The sequence below is a fragment of the Pseudomonas sp. Ps21-P2 genome (genome assembly GCF_039672565.1).
Lineage (GTDB): Bacteria > Pseudomonadota > Gammaproteobacteria > Pseudomonadales > Pseudomonadaceae > Aquipseudomonas.
Genome location: NZ_JBDFPL010000004.1, coordinates 358,640 through 377,223, shown reverse-complemented (window position 1 = coordinate 377,223; position 18,584 = coordinate 358,640). Strand labels below are relative to the sequence as shown.

General features: G+C 59.8%; 19 protein-coding genes. 6 read left to right on the top strand and 13 right to left on the bottom strand.

Annotated elements, in window-relative coordinates; all coding sequences use genetic code 11:
- Window positions 1–105: 105 nt before the first annotated feature.
- Window positions 106–885 carry a ferredoxin-NADP reductase gene (fpr, locus tag ABEH28_RS12785; RefSeq protein WP_065989778.1) on the bottom strand — a complete coding sequence of 260 codons (780 nt, stop codon included), beginning with the start codon at window positions 883–885 and terminating at the stop codon, window positions 106–108.
- Between the two features lie 121 nt (window positions 886–1,006).
- Between fpr and ABEH28_RS12780 the strand changes: the two genes are divergently transcribed.
- The gene (locus ABEH28_RS12780) at window positions 1,007–1,933 is read left to right on the top strand and encodes a LysR family transcriptional regulator (RefSeq protein ID WP_065989779.1); all 927 of its coding nucleotides are present in this window, start codon (window positions 1,007–1,009) and stop codon (window positions 1,931–1,933) included.
- A gap of 27 nt (window positions 1,934–1,960) precedes the next feature.
- On the opposite strand, the gene ABEH28_RS12775 is transcribed toward ABEH28_RS12780, so the two are convergent.
- Window positions 1,961–2,329, bottom strand: coding sequence for a diacylglycerol kinase (locus ABEH28_RS12775; protein ID WP_192170844.1), 369 nt, complete (start codon window positions 2,327–2,329; stop codon window positions 1,961–1,963).
- 106 nt (window positions 2,330–2,435) lie between these two features.
- Entirely contained in the window at window positions 2,436–3,083 is a 648-nt protein-coding gene (gene erdR / locus ABEH28_RS12770; RefSeq protein ID WP_065989781.1) for a response regulator transcription factor ErdR, read from the bottom strand.
- A 175-nt stretch (window positions 3,084–3,258) separates the two neighbouring features.
- Here erdR and ABEH28_RS12765 point away from each other — a divergent pair, with 175 nt between their 5' ends.
- A complete protein-coding gene (locus ABEH28_RS12765) occupies window positions 3,259–4,140 on the top strand; it encodes a DMT family transporter (protein WP_346630090.1) in 882 nt (293 codons plus the stop codon).
- A gap of 58 nt (window positions 4,141–4,198) precedes the next feature.
- Here the strand turns inward: ABEH28_RS12765 and ABEH28_RS12760 are convergent, their stop codons facing one another.
- The gene (locus ABEH28_RS12760; RefSeq protein ID WP_346625679.1) at window positions 4,199–4,930 is read right to left on the bottom strand and encodes a tRNA-uridine aminocarboxypropyltransferase; all 732 of its coding nucleotides are present in this window, start codon (window positions 4,928–4,930) and stop codon (window positions 4,199–4,201) included.
- A 218-nt stretch (window positions 4,931–5,148) separates the two neighbouring features.
- Between ABEH28_RS12760 and ABEH28_RS12755 the strand changes: the two genes are divergently transcribed.
- Window positions 5,149–5,574: a quorum-sensing-regulated virulence factor family protein gene (locus ABEH28_RS12755; RefSeq protein WP_065989783.1), complete on the top strand. Its 426-nt coding sequence runs from the start codon at window positions 5,149–5,151 to the stop codon at window positions 5,572–5,574.
- A gap of 378 nt (window positions 5,575–5,952) precedes the next feature.
- Complete coding sequence (locus ABEH28_RS12750; RefSeq protein ID WP_346630089.1) at window positions 5,953–7,059, top strand: LOG family protein; 1,107 nt, start codon at window positions 5,953–5,955, stop codon at window positions 7,057–7,059.
- 48 nt (window positions 7,060–7,107) lie between these two features.
- On the opposite strand, the gene recX is transcribed toward ABEH28_RS12750, so the two are convergent.
- From recX to ABEH28_RS12735, 3 genes are all read right to left on the bottom strand, one after another.
- Complete coding sequence (gene recX / locus ABEH28_RS12745; RefSeq protein ID WP_122537389.1) at window positions 7,108–7,575, bottom strand: recombination regulator RecX; 468 nt, start codon at window positions 7,573–7,575, stop codon at window positions 7,108–7,110.
- 8 nt (window positions 7,576–7,583) lie between these two features.
- A complete protein-coding gene (recA, locus tag ABEH28_RS12740; RefSeq protein ID WP_065989790.1) occupies window positions 7,584–8,648 on the bottom strand; it encodes a recombinase RecA in 1,065 nt (354 codons plus the stop codon).
- A gap of 85 nt (window positions 8,649–8,733) precedes the next feature.
- Complete coding sequence (locus ABEH28_RS12735; RefSeq protein WP_282369224.1) at window positions 8,734–9,249, bottom strand: CinA family protein; 516 nt, start codon at window positions 9,247–9,249, stop codon at window positions 8,734–8,736.
- A 479-nt stretch (window positions 9,250–9,728) separates the two neighbouring features.
- Between ABEH28_RS12735 and mutS the strand changes: the two genes are divergently transcribed.
- On the top strand, window positions 9,729–12,296 hold the full coding sequence (gene mutS / locus ABEH28_RS12730; protein WP_346630232.1) for a DNA mismatch repair protein MutS: 2,568 nt from the start codon (window positions 9,729–9,731) through the stop codon (window positions 12,294–12,296).
- 239 nt (window positions 12,297–12,535) lie between these two features.
- Window positions 12,536–12,859, top strand: coding sequence for a ferredoxin FdxA (fdxA, locus tag ABEH28_RS12725; RefSeq protein WP_065989796.1), 324 nt, complete (start codon window positions 12,536–12,538; stop codon window positions 12,857–12,859).
- A gap of 559 nt (window positions 12,860–13,418) precedes the next feature.
- Here fdxA and rpoS read toward each other — a convergent pair.
- From rpoS to ispF, 6 genes are all read right to left on the bottom strand, one after another.
- A complete protein-coding gene (gene rpoS, locus ABEH28_RS12720; protein WP_065989798.1) occupies window positions 13,419–14,423 on the bottom strand; it encodes an RNA polymerase sigma factor RpoS in 1,005 nt (334 codons plus the stop codon).
- 103 nt (window positions 14,424–14,526) lie between these two features.
- Window positions 14,527–15,420: a peptidoglycan DD-metalloendopeptidase family protein gene (locus tag ABEH28_RS12715; protein ID WP_346630088.1), complete on the bottom strand. Its 894-nt coding sequence runs from the start codon at window positions 15,418–15,420 to the stop codon at window positions 14,527–14,529.
- Between the two features lie 179 nt (window positions 15,421–15,599).
- Window positions 15,600–16,235 carry a protein-L-isoaspartate(D-aspartate) O-methyltransferase gene (locus ABEH28_RS12710; protein WP_172610991.1) on the bottom strand — a complete coding sequence of 212 codons (636 nt, stop codon included), beginning with the start codon at window positions 16,233–16,235 and terminating at the stop codon, window positions 15,600–15,602.
- A gap of 41 nt (window positions 16,236–16,276) precedes the next feature.
- On the bottom strand, window positions 16,277–17,026 hold the full coding sequence (gene surE, locus ABEH28_RS12705) for a 5'/3'-nucleotidase SurE (protein ID WP_282369377.1): 750 nt from the start codon (window positions 17,024–17,026) through the stop codon (window positions 16,277–16,279).
- Window positions 17,014–18,072 (bottom strand): tRNA pseudouridine(13) synthase TruD, encoded by a 1,059-nt coding sequence (gene truD / locus ABEH28_RS12700; RefSeq protein WP_346630087.1) that lies wholly within the window; start codon window positions 18,070–18,072, stop codon window positions 17,014–17,016. Before truD ends, surE begins: the two co-directional genes overlap by 13 nt.
- Window positions 18,069–18,542, bottom strand: a complete 474-nt coding sequence (gene ispF / locus ABEH28_RS12695) for a 2-C-methyl-D-erythritol 2,4-cyclodiphosphate synthase (protein ID WP_192170837.1) — start codon at window positions 18,540–18,542, stop codon at window positions 18,069–18,071. Before ispF ends, truD begins: the two co-directional genes overlap by 4 nt.
- Between the last annotated feature and the right edge of the window lie 42 nt (window positions 18,543–18,584).

The following is an 18,584-nucleotide window of genomic DNA, read 5'->3' as shown; positions in this document are numbered from 1 at the left end:
AGACCCCAAAAAGGCGGGTGCCTGTACTGACCTATTCGCCGATGACGTCACCCTCGCGGTACTGCGAGGATGATTCATCGGCGATTGGGTCTTATCCGAACGCGATTACTTCTCGACGAACGCGCGCTCGATCAGGTAATCACCCGGCTCGCGCATGCGTGGCGAAACGGTCAGGCCGAAGCTGTTGAGCACTTCGCTGGTTTCGTCGAGCATGCTCGGGCTGCCGCACAGCATGGCGCGGTCGTCCTGCGGGTTGATCGGCGGCAGGCCGATATCGCTGAACAGCTTGCCGCTGCGCATCAGGTCGGTCAGGCGGCCTTCGTTCTCGAATGGCTCGCGGGTCACGGTCGGGTAGTAGATGAGTTTGTCGCGCAGCATCTCGCCGAAGAACTCGTTCTGCGGCAAGTGCTCGGTGATGAACTCGCGGTAGGCGACTTCGTTCACGTAACGCACGCCGTGGCAGAGGATGACCTTCTCGAAACGCTCGTAAGTTTCAGGGTCCTGAATGACGCTCATGAACGGCGCCAGCCCGGTGCCGGTGCTGAGCAGATAAAGGTGTTTGCCTGGCTTGAGGTCGTCCAGCACCAGCGTGCCCGTAGGCTTCTTGCTGATGATGATCTCGTCGCCTTCCTTCAGATGCTGCAACTGCGAGGTCAGCGGGCCGTCCGGCACCTTGATGCTGAAGAACTCCAGATGCTCTTCCCAGTTCGGGCTGGCAATGGAGTAGGCACGCATGAGCGGGCGCCCGTTTGGCTGCTGCAGACCGATCATGACGAACTGACCGTTCTCGAAGCGCAGGCCAGGATCACGGGTGCACTTGAAACTGAAGAGGGTGTCGTTCCAGTGATGAACGCTGAGGACACGCTCGTGATTCATGTTGCTCATGGTACGTGGGAGCTCCTGATAAATTCTTGCGCGGGTCAGTGCGCCATTGCGCGACATTCTAGTGGCAGACACAATATCTGTTAACTGAATTATCAAGATATAGGTTATCGGTTATATAGATATGCGATTTACTCTCCGTCAGCTCCAGGTTTTCGTCGCGGTCGCCCAGCAGGAAAGCGTTTCCCGCGCGGCGGTCCTGTTGTCCTTGTCGCAATCTGCGGCGAGCACGTCCATTACCGAACTGGAGCGCCAGTCCAGTTGCCAGCTGTTCGACCGCGCCGGTAAACGGCTGAGCCTCAACGCGACCGGCCGGCAGCTGTTGCCACAGGCCGTCGCGCTGCTGGATCAGGCCAAGGAGATCGAAGACCTGCTCAACGGCAAGTCCGGCTTTGGTTCGCTGGCAGTCGGCGCGACCCTCACCATTGGTAACTACCTCGCCACGCTGTTGATCGGCAGCTTCATGCAGCGCCACCCCGAGAGCCAGGTGAAGCTGCACGTGCAAAACACGGCGAACATCGTTCAGCAGGTCGCTCATTACGAGATTGATCTGGGTTTGATCGAAGGTGACTGTAGCCACCCCGACATAGAAGTGCAGACTTGGGTCGAGGATGAGCTGGTGGTGTTTTGCGCCCCTCAGCATCCCCTGGCCAAAAAGGGCCGGGCGTCCCTGGAGGAGCTGACGCGCGAGGCGTGGATCTTGCGGGAACAGGGTTCGGGGACGCGCCTGACTTTCGATCAGGCCATGCGTCATCACTTGAACAGCCTGAACGTGAGGCTGGAGCTGGAACACACCGAAGCGATCAAACGCGCCGTTGAATCCGGGCTTGGAATTGGCTGCATCTCGCGTCTGGCCCTGCGTGACGCCTTTCGTCGGGGCAGCCTCGTTGCGGTTGAAACGCCGGAGCTGGATCTGGTGCGACAGTTCTACTTCATCTGGCACAAGCAGAAATACCAGACATCGGCCATTCGCGAATTCCTCGACCTCTGCCGCTCATTCACCGCCGGTGTGAATCGCAGCGACGAGATCGTCCTGCCGAGCATCGCCTGACGCGGAGCCCGACTGTAAAAGCGATTGTCAGCCCAGCAGAATCAGGCCCCAGACCACGGCAATCATGCTCAGCGCCACGAACTGTGCAGCGCTGCCCATGTCTTTGGCGTTTTTGGACAAGGGGTGACGGTCCAGAGAGATCCGGTCAATCGCGGCTTCGATCGCCGAGTTCAGCAGCTCAACGATCAGCGCCAACAGGCACACCGCGATCAGGATCGCGCGCTCGCCGCGGCTGACGTGAAACATGAACGACAGCGGGATCAACACGACGTTGAGCAGCACCAGTTGACGGAACGCCGCTTCGCCTTTGAATGCAGCGGTCAGGCCGTCGAAGGAGTAGCCAGATGCGTTGAGAATACGTTTCAGGCCGGTCTGGCCTTTGAATGGGGACGTCATAGGGAAACTACTGATGAATGAAAGCGGTGGAGGCTAGTGCGGCGACGGTCAAAAAAGTGTGAAGGTCGACCGCGTACAGCCCGGGGTTCAGCCTGATTCAGGGGAATCAGCTCTGCGGAATGGATTCCAATTGTTGCAGCAGCAAGGCCGCCTGAGTTCGCGTGCGCACATTGAGCTTGCGAAAGATCGCCGTGACGTGGGCCTTGATCGTCGCTTCCGACACGCTCAGCTCGTAGGCGATCTGCTTGTTCAGCAGCCCCTCGCAGACCATCGTCAGTACGCGAAACTGCTGGGGCGTCAGGCTGGCAAGCCCTTCACTGGCAGCCTTGGCCTCCGGTGAGACGCTGATGCTTTCGTTGACCTGCGGGGGCCACCAGACATCACCGTCCAGCACCGTTCGCACGGCCTTCTGGATGGTTTCGAGGGAACTGGATTTCGGGATGAAACCGCTGGCGCCGAATTCCCGGGACTTGACCACCACCGCAGCCTCTTCCTGGGCAGAGACCATCACTACCGGCACCTGCGGGTACTGACCGCGCAACAGCACCAGGCCCGAAAAGCCATAGGCGCCGGGCATGTTCAGGTCCAGCAGGACCAGATCCCAGTCGGACTTTTCGGTCAGTCGCGCTTCGAGATCGGCGATGCTCTCGGCCTCGACCAGCCTTGCATCCGGCCCGAGCCCCAGGCTTAGCGCCTGATGCAATGCGCTGCGAAACAGGGGATGGTCGTCGGCAATCAGGATTTCGTATGGCATTTCATGATCCTTTAAGTGACTCAGCGCCGACGAATTCAACACCTAATGAGGCAGCCCGCGACATCTTGACACAGGGACCGTGCGTGAGCGGCGCCAAGGATGCCCAGCGAAGTCGGGGTGGTCAAGCCTGACGCTTTACGGCAAAGTCTGCGCCCCCGACCTGACGAGTGCCATCATGCCAAACCATGCCCTGCGAGCGGACTTGCTCATGCTCCTGACCGCATTGATCTGGGGCACCGGCTTCGTCGCCCAGACCGCCGGGATGGATCACATCGGTCCGTACCTGTTCTCGGGGCTGCGTTTTGCGCTGGGCTCCCTCTGCCTGATCCCGCTGATTCTGCGCAACGCCACGGTCCGAGTGCCGGAACCTTTGCTCAATCATGGCATGTTACGCGCCGGCATCATCATGGGCCTGACGCTGGCACTGGGCATCAGCCTGCAACAGGTTGGCCTGCTGTTTACCAGCGTGACCAACTCCGGTTTCATCACCGGTCTGTACGTGATTGTCGTTCCGCTGCTGGGCTTGCTGCTCGGTCATAAAACCGGGCTGGGCACCTGGCTGGGCTGCCTGTTGGCCGTGGTCGGCATGTGCCTGCTCAGTATTGGCGATAACTTTCACGTCGCCTCAGGTGATTGGCTGCAGTTGATCGGCGCGTTCGTGTGGGGCGGGCATGTGGTGTTGGTCAGCTTGTTTGCCAGTCGCCACGACCCGATCCGTCTGGCCTTCTTACAGTTCGCCACGTGTTCGGTGGTGAGCCTGTTGCTGGCAGTCCTCTTCGAACCGATCGCCCTCGACGCGATCATCGCTGCGGCCCCCTCTCTGCTCTACGGCGGCATCGTCGCGGTCGGCGTCGGCTACACGCTGCAAGTGGTCGCGCAGAAACACGCCATTGCTTCCCACGCGGCCATCATCCTTTCACTTGAAGCCGTGTTCGCCGCCATTGCCGGGGCCTGGATTCTCGGAGAGGCGTTGCAACTGCGCGGCTATATCGGCTGCGGATTGATGCTGGCGGGGATGCTGCTGGCGCAGTTGTGGCCGAAGAAAACCCTCGCCTGAGATCTGCTGCTATGCGAGCCGTCTTGATGCGGCTCGCTGGCGCCAGCCTTACTGATGACTACTCAAGATAGCCCTTGAGCTCTTGATGAGCATCGCTTAGCAAGTCGAGGGGCAACTGATTTTTGGCACCTAGATAGTGCTGACTGAACACATCGAAGTAGCAGCTTAGAGCCGAAGCTGCTTCAGTGTCGCCGGCCAGATCGAAACACAGTGCGGCCACTTCAGCGGTACAGAGATGTTCGCTGCGCGTGGAACGTCTGAGCTTGTACCGTGAAAGCTTTTCGGGGATCAGGCTCAAAATGGGGATGGAGTCAAAATAAGCGCTTTTACGGAAGATTTTCCTCGCTTCAGTCCATGTAGCGTCAAGCAGCACGAACAGCGGTCTCTTATTCGGATTAATCGTCACGGTATTGGTGACGCGCTCGGCCGCTACATATTCCCCCGGAAACACCAGATACGGTTGCCACTGCGGATCGTTGAGCAATGCAATCAGCTTCTCATCGACTTCGGTGCGTGACCACACAAACGCATGGTTATCCTTGATCACGTCTGCGATCAGCCAACCCGTATTGCTGGGTTTGAAGACCTCTTTTGTTGTCATGATCAGGCACACCCCTGATTTTGCCTCGACCTTGGGACGCCACCTGCACAGGCAGTGACTTTCGATCACTCGACAGTACGGGCACCTGGGCGCACGTGATCCGCGAGCAAGGTAAGGCTTGGTACTCTCCTCCTCCCGCTCATCTCTCAGACAGGCGACAGAGTTTCTGTGAAAAAGAGTCGGGGTCATCGAAGGGTAAGAAGGCAGTGACACGAGGGTATCCGGCAGGTCGAAAAGTCGCGGCATTCTATCAGACCCGCCCGACGCGCCGTGTTCTCTGGTGTCCGCCAAGGCTCCTCCCCTATACTGCCCGGCCTTGAGAGCTCACTCCCCCAGTGAACGCCTCGGGATGTCGCCGGTCCAACGGCCAGCCTCTGCATCACCCGTCCACGCACCAGGAGAATTCAATGCTGCGCCTCATCGCCCCCACTCTCACGCTTTTGCTCGTCGCTCCACTGTGCGCCAACGCGGCGTCCAAACAGGATTACGAACTGAGCCAGATGCTTGATAAAGTCGCGAAGGAAAGCAGTGTCGGTACGCCACGCGCCATCAACGAAGACATCCTCGACGAAGGCTACACCGTTGAAGGGAAGATGCTGATCAACCACCTGAGCGTGCAGTCTGGCCAGGCGGCTCAGATGCGCGAAAACCCGGACGACGTCCGCGGTCAGCTGGGCGGTAGCGTGTGCCGCAACGCCGGTTATCGTCAGCTGATGGCCAAGGGCGCGATCCTGCGTTACCAGTTCACCGAATACAAAACCAACAAGCTCATCACGACCCAGGAAATCAAAGCGGCGGATTGCGCTGCCAAGCCCCCTGCCCACAAGAAGTGATGTAACGCGCTTTATGGGCTGCGCGTTTCGAAATCCTTTCAACGCGCAGTCTTGCTCTCCCCTCCCCGGTACTTCCACTATTCAAATCCCCGCCACTCAGCACTTTTCGCGCGCTGCCTGATCGCTGATCCTGGTGCCTGCTTTTCGTTTCGCCGTGCCCCTGATGCCTCATCACATTTTGCATGCAAGAAAGGGTTGCCTGCGGCGCCGGTTGCCATCAATGTTTTCTCTTTTCAACCACGGATTAGCCCAGAATCGGGCGCCGCGCAGGTCTGACGCCTCCCTTTCCTTCGGATGCGCTGCGCACGCCGACGCATGACGCGTCGCGATCCCGCCACCTGGCGGCGGTCAATGATTCTGCAGAAGGAGAAAGCGTGAATGCCGTACGTACCCAGTGACGCGTTGTCTCAGCACTTTCAGAGCAACGGAATCGACCTCACCCCCAAAGTCGAAGAACTCCTCGGTTCGGTCGCCCCGGACAGCCCCAACCTTCCGCTCTACCGCGACATGATTCTGACCGTCCTGCGCATGGCCCAGGACGACCTGAATCGCTGGAATGCCAAAATCACCCTGCAAGCTTTGCGAGAGCTGGAGAATGCCTTCCGGGTGCTCGAACGATTCAAAGGCCGGCGCAAGGTCACCGTGTTCGGCTCAGCCCGTACCCCCCTGGAGCATCCTGTTTATGCACTGGCCCGTGAACTGGGCAAGCAACTGGCAGCCTCCGACCTGATGGTCATCACCGGCGCCGGTGGCGGGATCATGGCCGCGGCCCACGAAGGCGCCGGCCTGGATCATAGCCTGGGCTTCAACATCACCCTGCCGTTCGAGCAACACGCCAATGCGACCGTGGATGGCACCGGTAATCTGCTGCCGTTCCACTTCTTCTTCACGCGCAAGCTGTTTTTCGTCAAAGAGGCCGATGCGCTGGTGCTCTGCCCCGGTGGTTTTGGCACCCTTGATGAAGCACTGGAAGTGCTGACGCTGATCCAGACCGGCAAAAGCCCGCTGGTTCCCATCGTGCTGCTGGATGCTCCGGGCGGCACGTTCTGGGAAGGCGCTCTCGGTTTCATCAAAAATGAGCTGGAGGCGAACAAATACATTCTGCCCACGGACATGAACCTGATGAAGCTGGTGTACAGCGCCGATGAGGCCGTCGCCGAGATCAATCGGTTCTACAGCAACTTCCACTCCAGCCGCTGGCTGAAGAATACCTTCGTCATCCGCATGCATCACGCCTTGAGCGAACAGGCGCTGAACGCCCTGCAGGACAGGTTCGTCGATCTGCGGTTAAGTGGAGACTTCCAACAATACGGCCATCAGGACGAATATGACGAAGCGCAGTTCAGCCATCTCACGCGTCTGGCGTTCGCGTTCAACGGCCGCAACCATGGCCGCTTGCGCGAACTGGTGGACTGCATAAATCTGGAGGAGAACTGGGCGACACCTGCACTTTCTCAGCAGACCCAGCCTGTGAAATCGATGTGAGGGTGAATGCTTGAGGGCGCGTCTGCGCGCCTTCAGGCAGATCAAGCGTCAGTCGTCGTTGCCCTTGCCACTCAGCAAACGACCAATCAGCTCGGGCGGGTATCCGCGATAACTCAGAAAACGCATCTGCTGCCCACGTTCGCGGGCATCTCTGGGCAACTGGCCGCTGAACTTGCGCTGCCACAGCGCTTCCAGCTTCTCCCACCAGTCGACGCCGCACTCACGCAACGCCTGTTCAATGTCCGGACGCGGCAAACCGCGCTGCCCCAGCTCTTCGCGAATGCGCAAAGGGCCGTGGCCAGAACGGGCACGGTAGGAAACGAAGCTTTCGAGGTATCGGGATTCGGACAGCAGCCCCTCTTCCGTCAAACGGTCGAGCGCTGCGTCAATCAATTCGGGGGGAGCGCCGCGCTGACGTAGTTTGCGCGTCAGCTCGACACGACCATGCTCGCGTCGTGCGAGCAGGTCCATTGCAGTACGCCTTACAGCGACGGGCGTATCAAGCACAGCCGGCATGGCGGGGATCAGATGTCCGCGTCAGCTTCGACTTCAGCCACATCGTCTGCCGCTACGCGGGACGATTGAGCCTTCACATCAGGCGCTGCAGTCAGCAGTTTCTCGCGAATCTGCCTTTCGAGGGTGGTGCCGATTTCCGGGTTGTCAGCCAGGAACTTCGCGGAGTTGGCTTTACCCTGACCGATCTTGCTGCCCTGGTAGCTGTACCAGGCGCCGGACTTCTCCAGCAGACCGTGCAGCACGCCGAGGTCGATGATCTCGCCGTTACGGTAGATGCCCTTGCCGTAGAGAATCTGGAACTCAGCCTGACGGAACGGTGGGGCCACCTTGTTCTTGACGACCTTGACGCGGGTTTCGCTACCGACGACTTCGTCGCCTTCCTTGACCGCGCCTGTACGGCGGATGTCCAGACGAACCGACGCGTAGAACTTCAATGCGTTACCGCCGGTAGTGGTTTCCGGACTGCCGAACATCACGCCGATCTTCATACGGATCTGGTTGATGAAGATAACGAGGCAGTTGGCTGTCTTGATGTTACCGGTGATCTTGCGCAGCGCCTGGGACATCAGTCGGGCTTGCAGGCCGACGTGCATGTCGCCCATTTCGCCTTCGATTTCAGCTTTTGGTACCAGAGCGGCCACGGAGTCGACGACGATGACGTCGATCGCGTTCGAGCGCACCAGCATGTCGGTGATTTCGAGGGCCTGTTCGCCGGTATCTGGCTGGGAAACCAGCAGGTCATCGACGTTGACGCCCAGCTTGCCGGCGTACTCTGGATCGAGCGCGTGCTCGGCGTCGACGAATGCGCAGGTGGCGCCCATTTTCTGGGCTTCTGCGATGACGGACAGAGTGAGGGTGGTTTTACCCGAAGATTCCGGGCCGTAGATTTCAACGATCCGGCCTTTTGGCAGGCCACCGATACCGAGTGCGATATCGAGACCCAGCGAGCCGGTGGAGATAGCAGGAATAGCCTGGCGGTCATGGTCACCCATGCGCATTACGGCACCTTTGCCGAACTGACGCTCGATCTGACCCAAGGCCGCAGCCAAGGCTTTCTTCTTGTTGTCGTCCATTGAATCCTCTCGTAATAGGTTAGGCCTTGACGGCCGATATAACTGTATAAGTAGCCAGTATTATTCCACAGGGTCTGACGCGCGCCTACCCCTGATTTGGTATTTCTCCGCGAGAGAGGCGTACAAGCCCCTCTAGCGCGGCGCTCACCGTTTGTCGGCGGACCGCATCACGGTCACCTGCAAATAGAAAGCGCTCGGCGATCAATCGTTCCGCCACGCCCCAGCAGACCCACACCGTACCGACAGGTTTCTCCGCGGAGCCCCCGTCCGGCCCGGCCACCCCACTGACCGCAACCGAAAACTGCGCACCGCTGTTGGCCTGCGCGCCTCTGGCCATGGCTTCGACCACTTCGCGGCTGACGGCGCCGACCTGGGCGAACAACGCTTCCGGCACCGCCAGTTGTCGGGTCTTCTGCCGGTTGGAGTAGGTGACATACCCGGCCTCGAACCAGGCCGAACTTCCGGGAATACGGGTGATGGCTTCAGCGATGCCGCCTCCGGTGCAGGATTCGGCCGTACTGACCTGCGCGCCCGCTGCCAACAGTTGCTGACCCAGGGTTGCTGCCAGGTGGGTGATATCGTCCAAAGGGGTTCTCCGTATCGGTCGAGGCAAAGCAGACACGCTACACCAGCAGGATGGATGTGCAACACAGACGCGACCTGAATCCGGATCACGCCTGCAAGACACTTATTTGCGCTCCGGTTTTTCGGGGCAGGGTTTCTTGACGGTTTCCACGATGGTCTCCCGTGGACGTCGCTTGGCCTCCTCCAGAGGGATGAAACGGCCGTTGGTTGAATCTCGTCCTCGCTTGCGTTGCATAGGGCAATCCTTGTCGATGATGCCGCCTCCAGTCGGGCGGTGCTCGACATCCTAGCCAGCTCGAAGCGCTTCGTGTCGGTTCGGAAACGCGCCGTGACGAATCAGCCGGACCTGCGGCCCGAGAGCGTGCGTGGTAACCTTGCCGCCATCGCAAAAGCAATCGGATATGACGTCGGGCCACGTAGGTGGAATCCCTTTCGTCGCCCGAAACTTGCCTCAACCTCCTACAGAATTTGCCTAAATAACTGATGAATAAAGCAATTTCCGACCTGTCCTCGCACACCCCGATGATGCAGCAATACTGGCGGCTGAAAAATCAGCACCCCGACCAGCTGATGTTCTATCGCATGGGTGACTTCTACGAGATCTTCTACGAAGACGCCAAGAAGGCGGCCAAGCTGCTCGACATCACGTTGACCGCGCGCGGCCAGTCAGCGGGGCAAAGCATTCCCATGTGCGGCATCCCCTATCACGCGGCGGAAGGCTATCTGGCCAAGCTGGTGAAACTGGGCGAGTCGGTGGTCATCTGCGAACAGATCGGCGATCCGGCCACCAGCAAAGGACCGGTTGATCGTCAGGTGGTGCGCATCATCACGCCGGGCACTGTCAGCGACGAAGCGCTGCTGGACGAGCGTCGGGACAACCTGATCGCCGCCGTGCTGGGTGACGAGCGCCTGTTTGGTCTGGCTGTGCTGGACATCACCAGCGGCAATTTCACCGTTCTGGAAATCAAGGGCTGGGAAAATCTGCTGGCCGAGCTTGAGCGGATCAATCCGGTCGAACTGCTGATTCCCGATGACTGGCCGCAGGGCCTGCCTGCGGAAAAGCGTCGCGGCGCCCGGCGTCGCGCGCCGTGGGATTTCGAGCGCGATTCGGCGCACAAAAGCCTGTGCCAGCAGTTCTCCACTCAGGACCTGAAAGGCTTCGGCTGCGAGACCCTGACCCTGGCGATCGGCGCGGCCGGCTGCCTGCTGGGTTACGCCAAGGAAACCCAGCGCACGGCCTTGCCGCACTTGCGCAGCCTGCGCCATGAGCGTCTCGACGACACGGTGATTCTGGACGGCGCCAGCCGCCGCAATCTGGAACTCGACACCAACCTGGCGGGCGGGCGCGACAACACGCTGCAGTCGGTGATGGATCGCTGCCAGACCGCCATGGCCACGCGCCTGCTGACCCGCTGGCTGAACCGCCCACTGCGCGATCTAAATATCCTGCAGGCCCGCCAAGAGTCGATTGGCTGCTTCCTTGAGCGCTACCGCTTCGAGAACCTGCAGCCGCAGCTGAAAGAGATTGGCGACATCGAGCGCATTCTCGCGCGTATCGGCCTGCGCAACGCCCGCCCGCGAGACCTGGCGCGGCTGCGTGATGCCCTAAGCGCACTGCCCGAGTTGCAGCTGGCACTGGCCGAGCTTGAAGCGCCGCACATCCAGCAACTGGCGAAAACCGCGAGCACTTACCCGGAGCTGGCCGACCTTCTGCAACGCGCGATCATTGACAACCCGCCTGCGGTGATTCGCGACGGCGGCGTACTGAAAACCGGTTACGACGCCGAGCTCGACGAGTTGCTGTCCCTGAGCGAGAACGCCGGGCAGTTCCTCATCGATCTGGAAACCCGGGAGAAGGCGCGCACCGGGCTGGCTAACCTCAAGGTCGGCTACAACCGCGTGCACGGCTACTTCATCGAACTGCCGAGCAAGCAGGCGGAGCAGGCGCCGGCCGATTACATCCGCCGCCAGACGCTTAAAGGTGCCGAGCGCTTTATCACCCCGGAGCTCAAGGAATTCGAAGACAAGGCGTTATCGGCCAAGAGCCGCGCGCTGGCTCGGGAAAAGATGCTCTATGAGACGCTGCTGGAAGACTTGATCGGTCACTTGGCGCCGCTGCAGGACACCGCCGCCGCGCTGGCGGAGCTGGATGTGCTGAGTAACCTGGCCGAGCGCGCGCTGAACCTGGACCTCAACCGTCCGCGCTTCACCGACGAGCCGTGCATGCGCATCGAGCAAGGTCGTCACCCGGTGGTGGAGCAGGTCTTGTCGTCGCCGTTCGTGGCCAACGACCTGGACCTCAATGACAACACGCGCATGCTGGTGATCACCGGTCCTAACATGGGCGGTAAATCCACCTACATGCGCCAGACCGCTTTGATCGTGTTGCTGGCGCATATCGGCAGCTTCGTGCCGGCGGCGAGCTGCGAGCTTTCGCTGGTCGACCGTATCTTCACGCGTATCGGCTCAAGTGATGACCTGGCCGGCGGACGCTCCACCTTCATGGTGGAGATGAGCGAGACGGCGAACATCCTGCACAACGCCACCGACAAAAGTCTGGTGCTGATGGATGAAGTCGGACGCGGCACCAGCACCTTCGACGGGCTTTCCCTGGCGTGGGCTGCGGCGGAATGCCTCGCCCAGCTGCGCGCGTACACGCTGTTCGCGACGCATTACTTCGAGCTGACCGTGTTGCCGGAGAGCGAGCCGCTGGTGGCTAACGTGCATCTGAATGCCACCGAGCACAACGAGCGCATTGTGTTCCTGCATCGCGTGCTGCCGGGCCCGGCGAGTCAGAGTTATGGTCTTGCCGTGGCGCAACTGGCGGGCGTGCCGGGGCGCGTCATCACGCGGGCCAAGGAGCATCTGTTGCGTCTGGAGACCACCAGCCTGCCCCACGAACAGCCCAAGGCCAAGCCGGGCAAACCGCCGCTGCCGATGCAGAGCGATATGTTCGCAAGTTTGCCGCACCCTGTTCTGGACGAGTTGTCGAACCTGAAGATCGACGACCTGACGCCGCGACAGGCGCTTGAGTTGTTGTATTCGATGAAGACACGCATCTAACGTCATTCGTAACAAGCTGTTAGAATCCCGCGCGGTTCGGGACGCTGTGAGCTTTTAGCCTGGCTTTACAGCGCACCTGGCCGCGTTTGAACGCAGCGAACCAAGGTCGGACATCGCCGCGCAGGACACCTTGCCTGCCGCGTTGCTCGAGAAGCTGAGTTTTACGGCCGGGGGACGTCCCGTACCTGGCAAGCCGGACTGAACGGCCTTGCTGCCGCCGCCTGAGGAGAGAATTAGAAATGACCTTCGTCGTCACCGACAACTGCATCAAGTGCAAGTACACCGACTGCGTAGAAGTCTGTCCGGTGGACTGCTTTTACGAAGGCCCGAACTTCCTGGTGATTCACCCGGACGAGTGCATCGACTGCGCCCTGTGCGAGCCTGAATGCCCTGCGAACGCGATCTTCTCGGAAGACGAGATTCCGGCCGGCATGGAGAATTTCATTCAGCTGAACGCAGAGCTGGCTGACGTCTGGCCCAACATCACGGAACGCAAAGACGCGCTGCCGGATGCGGCGCAGTGGGATGGCAAGACCGGCAAGATAGCCGATCTGGAGCGCTAAGCGCTTGCTGATAAAAAGGGCCCTTCGGGGCCTTTTTGCGTTGGGCCTCCACACGGCCTCACTTTTCTGCAGGCGAAAAAAAGGGGCGGTTTGACCCGCCCACATTTTTTCCATAATCCCTTCAATCCTTTTTCATCATCCTGATGAATCGCATCCTGCGATGTCCTTGAGCAGTCGTCCTTGACCGCCTGTACCAATCCGTCGGTACAGGACTGATCTTAGTGATTTAAACCGTCAGGGCAAGGCCCGAGAGTTTTCAGGAAAATTCAGACACTGGCTGACACTCTCTTAAAATTATCAATTGAATCAGAGAGATAGCGACTGACTTGCAACTGACGGAGACATGATCCGCCAAAGAAGAGACGATAACTCACATTACGCGTAAGAAACGGCTTACAGCCTGAGTAAGCATCACTTACCTGATTGTGAAAACGAACGTTGGCCCATCAAATCGCTGTCATGGGAACTCCATCAAAACCACCTTCAACCGACATAAAAAAAGCCCCGACTCGTCGGGGCTTTCGTGTTGCTCGATGTAACTTACGCCAACTCTCTACGCTTATTGAAAGAGTGACTCGCTGGACAAGCCGTTCTTCTCGAGAATCTCGCGAAGGCGCTTCAACCCTTCCACTTGAATCTGGCGTACACGCTCGCGGGTCAGGCCGATTTCCAGTCCGACGTCTTCCAGCGTGCTGCTTTCATGCCCGCGCAGCCCGAAACGACGAACAACGACTTCACGCTGCTTGTCGGTCAACTCGGACAGCCACTGATCGATGCTCTGGGAGAGATCATCGTCCTGAAGCAACTCGCACGGGTCGGTAGGACGATCGTCCGTGAGCGTGTCGAGCAGCGTTTTGTCGGAGTCAGGCCCCAGAGACACATCTACCGAGGACACGCGCTCGTTGAGGCCCAGCATGCGCTTGACCTCACCGACCGGCTTCTCCAGCAGGTTGGCGATTTCTTCGGGAGAGGGTTCGTGGTCCAGCTTCTGCGTCAGCTCCCGCGCGGCGCGCAGGTAGACGTTGAGCTCTTTGACCACATGAATCGGCAGGCGGATCGTGCGCGTCTGGTTCATGATCGCGCGCTCGATGGTCTGACGAATCCACCAGGTGGCGTAGGTAGAGAACCGGAATCCGCGCTCCGGATCGAATTTTTCGACCGCTCGAATGAGGCCCAAATTGCCCTCCTCGATCAGGTCCAGCAATGACAGACCACGATTGACGTAGCGTCTGGCGATTTTCACGACCAGCCGCAGATTGCTCTCAATCATGCGTTTGCGCCCAGCCGGATCGCCGCTTTGCGACAGTCGCGCAAAGTGGACTTCTTCTTCCGGGGAGAGCAGGGGGGAAAAACCGATTTCATTGAGATACAGCTGCGTAGCATCCAGTGCCCGCGTGTAGTCAATGTACTTATGCTGTTTGAGCGCTGCAGAGTTTTTCGGTTTTGCACGAACAGAAGGTGTAGCTGGCTTCTCATCCGTTGCAGAATCCAGGACGATTACGGGCTCCATCAGGAGGACCTCGTCGTCTATGTCAAACTCCGGCACTTCTTTGCTGAGAGCCATTGTTATAGTCCTTTGGTGAGTTCGACCTCAAGCTCCAGTGACGCCTTCTTCCATGGCAGCACTTGAGCCTGTCCCCTCTACGCAGGAACAGGCTGACAACCGATCAGCGACGTGGCAAGAATTCCAGTGGATCTACTGGTTTACCCTGGCGGCGAATCTCGAAATGCAGTTTCACCCGGTCAGTCCCCGTTGAGCCCATCTCGGCAATACTTTGCCCTGCCTTGACCTGTTGTCCCTCCCGAACCAAGAGCCGACGGTTATGTCCGTATGCACTGACGTAGGTATCGCTGTGTTTGATGATGACCAACTCGCCGTAGCCCCTTAATCCACTCCCGGCGTATACCACGGTCCCATCAGACGCGGCCAAAACAGGCTGTCCCAAATCACCAGCGATATCAATTCCTTTATTCAAACTACCGTTTGAAGAGAACTTGCTGATCAAAACGCCGCTTGTTGGCCATGTCCAGCCGCTCGGAGAGCGGGCGCCGGTGACCACGGTTGTGTTGACCGGCGTGGTCGTCGAGTTGCTGGTCGGCGGTGGCGACGTGGCGGCGACAGCGCCTACGGGCCTTGAAATCACGGTGGTTTTCAGCGACCCGGAAGGCGATGTCGAACTGCTCGTGGTGGTCTGCGGAACGCTGGCCGAGCCAGAAGCCACGGCCGTGGACGGCGAGCTGGCGCGCCCGTCGAAACGGATCGTCTGACCCACATGAATGGTGAATGGCTCTGGGATATTGTTGCGTGCGGCCAGCGCTTTCCAGTCCCAGCCGTAACGGAATGCAATGGAAAACAGCGTGTCGCCGCGCTTCACGACGTACTGACCTGTGGTGACCGGCTGACGTGTCGGCACCGTCGACTTGCCGTTTCGGTCGACAACCCGCACGCCGCCCGATGGCGTGCTGGAGCAGCCGACCAGAAGGATACTCAGGGCAACTCCAATCACCAGACGCTGAAAACTTGTTGAAGCACTACGCTGCCGAATGACTGTGAGACTCACCCGCCACTCCCTTTACCGGTGACTGAAGAAGAAACTGCCCTGCGTCGTGAAAAGACCAGGCAGCCATGAAAAACTTGGTGTGAGACGGCGCTGCGGCAGTTGGCCGAAGCATCGTTGCAAAACGCCAGCCTGTAGACCGGCTGCGTCTTGTGGAATTCATTGCCTTCGCAAAATAGCGATTAAGCCAATGGTCCGTTGAGCAACGGGACGAAACGAACGGCGCCCAGCACATGGCGAGAGAAACCGTTTTCCTCACGAATGATCAGCATCAGTTGCTGCACCTCACCCGACCCCACCGGAATCACCAGACGACCGCCGGGTGCCAGTTGGTCCAGCAAGGCCTGAGGCACGTCGGTAGCAACCGCGGTGACAATGATCCCGTTGTAAGGCGCGAGCGCCGGCCAGCCTTCCCAGCCATCGCCCCAACGAAACACCATGTTGCGCAGGTTCAGCTCGACGAGGCGTTCCTTGGCGCGATCCTGCAGCACCTTGATCCGCTCAACGGAGAACACACGCTCCACCAGTTGCGCCAGCACGGCGGTCTGGTAACCCGAGCCGGTGCCGATCTCCAGCACTTTATCCAGCGGGCCCGCCGCCAACAGCAGCTCGCTCATGCGCGCCACCATGTAAGGCTGGGAGATCGTCTGGTTGTTGCCGATCGGCAGCGCGGTGTCTTCGTACGCGCGGTGCGCGAGGGCCTCGTCGACGAACAGGTGTCGAGGGGTCTTGCGAATGACGTCCAGCACTTGGGTGTTGGCAATGCCTTCTTCGCACAACCGTTGAATCAGACGCTCGCGGGTACGCTGGGAAGTCATCCCCACGCCACGTCGTAACAGATCATCTTGCTCACGCGACATCAGGCCATTCCCTCCAGCCATGCGTTCAGGCTGTTGAATCCGTCCTGATAAGTACGATCCAGCTGCAACGGGGTGATCGACACATAACCCTGCATCACGGCGTGGAAATCGGTGCCCGGCCCGCCGTCTTCGGCATCTCCTGCGGCAGCAATCCAGTAACCGGCCTTTCCGCGCGGATCGACCACGCGCACAGGCGCCGCCGCACGGGTGCGATGGCCAAGACGGGTCAGCTGAATTCCGCGCACATGTGCCAGCGGCAGGTTAGGGATATTCACATTCAATACGGTACGGGGTGGAAGGTCGAGGCGTTCATGGGCTTCGACCAGAAGCCGCGCGTAATGCGCAGCGGTTGCCAGGTTATCGACCTGACGTGACAAAAATGAAAAGGCAAATGACGGGCGTTGCAGAAAACGACCTTCCAGCGCCGCAGCAACGGTGCCCGAATACAGCACATCGTCACCCAGGTTGGCGCCGAGGTTAATCCCCGAAACAACCATGTCCGGCTCATCGGGCAGCAAGCCGTTGAGTCCGAGGTGGACGCAATCGGTGGGCGTGCCGTTGAGGCTGATGAAGCCGTTGTCCAGGGTGTGCGGGTGCAAGGGCCGGTCCAGCGTCAGCGAACTGCTCGCGCCGCTCTTGTCTTGATCGGGCGCAATCACCACGCACTCGGCGTACCCGGCCAGCGCGCCATGCAGCGCAGCCAGCCCGGGGGCCATAACCCCGTCATCATTTGAAATCAGAATACGCATGAGCTGTCCGTCTGCCCTGCCGGCGCGAGATCGATGAGTTCACGCACCAATGCGGTGGCGAAGCATCCGGCCGGCAGGACGAATTCCAGTTGCAGAATGTCAGGCTCGGGATAATGCCACGTCAACCGCCCGATGGGCAGTCGCAGGATGCGCCGTTCGTGCTCCATTCCCGCTTTTATCAACCAGTTACAGAGCGACGCCTCCCGCGCGGCGATGCTGTTTTCAAGCGCTGCGGTGGCGCCTGCAGCCGGGGAATCGCCCTCGCCCCACTGCGGCCCGGTCGGGTGCAGATCGAGGATCGCCAGTCGGGGGTCGCTGCACTCGGCGTCGCCAGCAGGGAAGAAACTGCGGCTGTCGGTGAACGCCAGCAGATCGCCCACTTGCGCCCGCTGCCAGCTGCCATCGGCGACTCGAGCGGCCAAGACCTGGTTGAAGAGGTAACTGCGCGCAGTGGATAACAGTCGAGAGCGCACATTGCGCTGCTCGGGCAGGGCCTGACGCTCGGCATAGTGCCGGGCTTCACCGAGGTTTCCGCCTTCATGGCCGAAACGCTGAGCGCCGAAATAGTTGGGAATGCCGTGTTGCCTGATCGACTCAAGACGTGCATCGAGCCCGGCCTTGTCGGCCTGCAATTGCGTCAGACGCAGCGTAAAACCATTGGCCGCGTGGGCGCCCCGTTGCAGCTTGCGCTTGTGGCGTTTGCTATCGAGGATCTTCAGCGAATCGTTTTCAGCCACTGACATGTCCGGATCGGCCTTGCCCGGCAGCTGAATGCTGAACCACTGACGGGTCAACGCCTGGCGATCCTTCAAACCGGCGTAGGCGACGGTTCGCAACGGCACACCGGCCGCCTTGGCCAGACGCCGGGCCGCTTCCTCGGTATTCAGGCCGCGTTTTTCAACCCACAACCACAGGTGCTCGCCATCGCCGGACAGCGGAATGTCGAGGACTTCATCGACCTGAAAATCTTCGGCAGTGGCCTTCAGCACAGCAGTACCCAGTGCGTCGCCGTAAGCTCTCGGACCCAGAAGTTCGAGTTCGGTCATGCGCTGATCAACAACGCGACGGCGTGCACGGCGATGCCTTCTTCGCGGCCGGTGAAGCCCAGCTTTTCAGTGGTGGTCGCCTTGACGTTGATCTGGTCGATGTCGACTTGCAGGTCTTCGGCAATCAAGGCGCGCATGCTTTCGATGTGGGGGGCCATCTTCGGCGCCTGGGCAACGATCGTCGCGTCGACGTTGCCGACCTTCCAGCCCTTTGCCTGCACTTGCTTGAGCACATGACGCAGCAGAACCCGGCTGTCGGCGCCCTTGAACTGCGGATCGGTGTCCGGGAAATGCTTGCCGATGTCGCCCAGCGCGGCAGCACCCAGCAGGGCATCGCTCAGCGCATGCAGCACTACATCGCCATCGGAATGCGCGAGCAAACCCGACGTGTGCGCAATCCGCACGCCGCCCAAGGTAATGAAATCGCCTTCAGCGAAACGGTGCACATCGTAGCCGTGGCCAATACGCATAAAAAAACGCCCTGAAAAAGTCAGGGCGTGATTCTACCTACT

Excerpts from the sequence above, each read along its gene's own strand:
- fdxA (WP_065989796.1), top strand. The coding sequence starts at position 12,536 with ATGACCTTCGTCGTCACCGACAACTGCATCAAGTGCAAGTACACCGAC.
- surE (WP_282369377.1), bottom strand. The coding sequence starts at position 17,026 with ATGCGTATTCTGATTTCAAATGATGACGGGGTTATGGCCCCCGGGCTG.
- ABEH28_RS12780 (WP_065989779.1), top strand. The coding sequence starts at position 1,007 with ATGCGATTTACTCTCCGTCAGCTCCAGGTTTTCGTCGCGGTCGCCCAG.
- recA (WP_065989790.1), bottom strand. The coding sequence starts at position 8,648 with ATGGACGACAACAAGAAGAAAGCCTTGGCTGCGGCCTTGGGTCAGATC.
- ABEH28_RS12750 (WP_346630089.1), top strand. The coding sequence starts at position 5,953 with ATGCCGTACGTACCCAGTGACGCGTTGTCTCAGCACTTTCAGAGCAAC.
- fpr (WP_065989778.1), bottom strand. The coding sequence starts at position 885 with ATGAGCAACATGAATCACGAGCGTGTCCTCAGCGTTCATCACTGGAAC.
- ABEH28_RS12755 (WP_065989783.1), top strand. The coding sequence starts at position 5,149 with ATGCTGCGCCTCATCGCCCCCACTCTCACGCTTTTGCTCGTCGCTCCA.
- rpoS (WP_065989798.1), bottom strand. The coding sequence starts at position 14,423 with ATGGCTCTCAGCAAAGAAGTGCCGGAGTTTGACATAGACGACGAGGTC.
- truD (WP_346630087.1), bottom strand. The coding sequence starts at position 18,072 with ATGACCGAACTCGAACTTCTGGGTCCGAGAGCTTACGGCGACGCACTG.
- recX (WP_122537389.1), bottom strand. The coding sequence starts at position 7,575 with ATGCCGGCTGTGCTTGATACGCCCGTCGCTGTAAGGCGTACTGCAATG.
- ABEH28_RS12765 (WP_346630090.1), top strand. The coding sequence starts at position 3,259 with ATGCCAAACCATGCCCTGCGAGCGGACTTGCTCATGCTCCTGACCGCA.
- ABEH28_RS12710 (WP_172610991.1), bottom strand. The coding sequence starts at position 16,235 with ATGACTTCCCAGCGTACCCGCGAGCGTCTGATTCAACGGTTGTGCGAA.
- erdR (WP_065989781.1), bottom strand. The coding sequence starts at position 3,083 with ATGCCATACGAAATCCTGATTGCCGACGACCATCCCCTGTTTCGCAGC.
- ABEH28_RS12775 (WP_192170844.1), bottom strand. The coding sequence starts at position 2,329 with ATGACGTCCCCATTCAAAGGCCAGACCGGCCTGAAACGTATTCTCAAC.
- ABEH28_RS12760 (WP_346625679.1), bottom strand. The coding sequence starts at position 4,930 with ATGACCCCGACTCTTTTTCACAGAAACTCTGTCGCCTGTCTGAGAGAT.
- ispF (WP_192170837.1), bottom strand. The coding sequence starts at position 18,542 with ATGCGTATTGGCCACGGCTACGATGTGCACCGTTTCGCTGAAGGCGAT.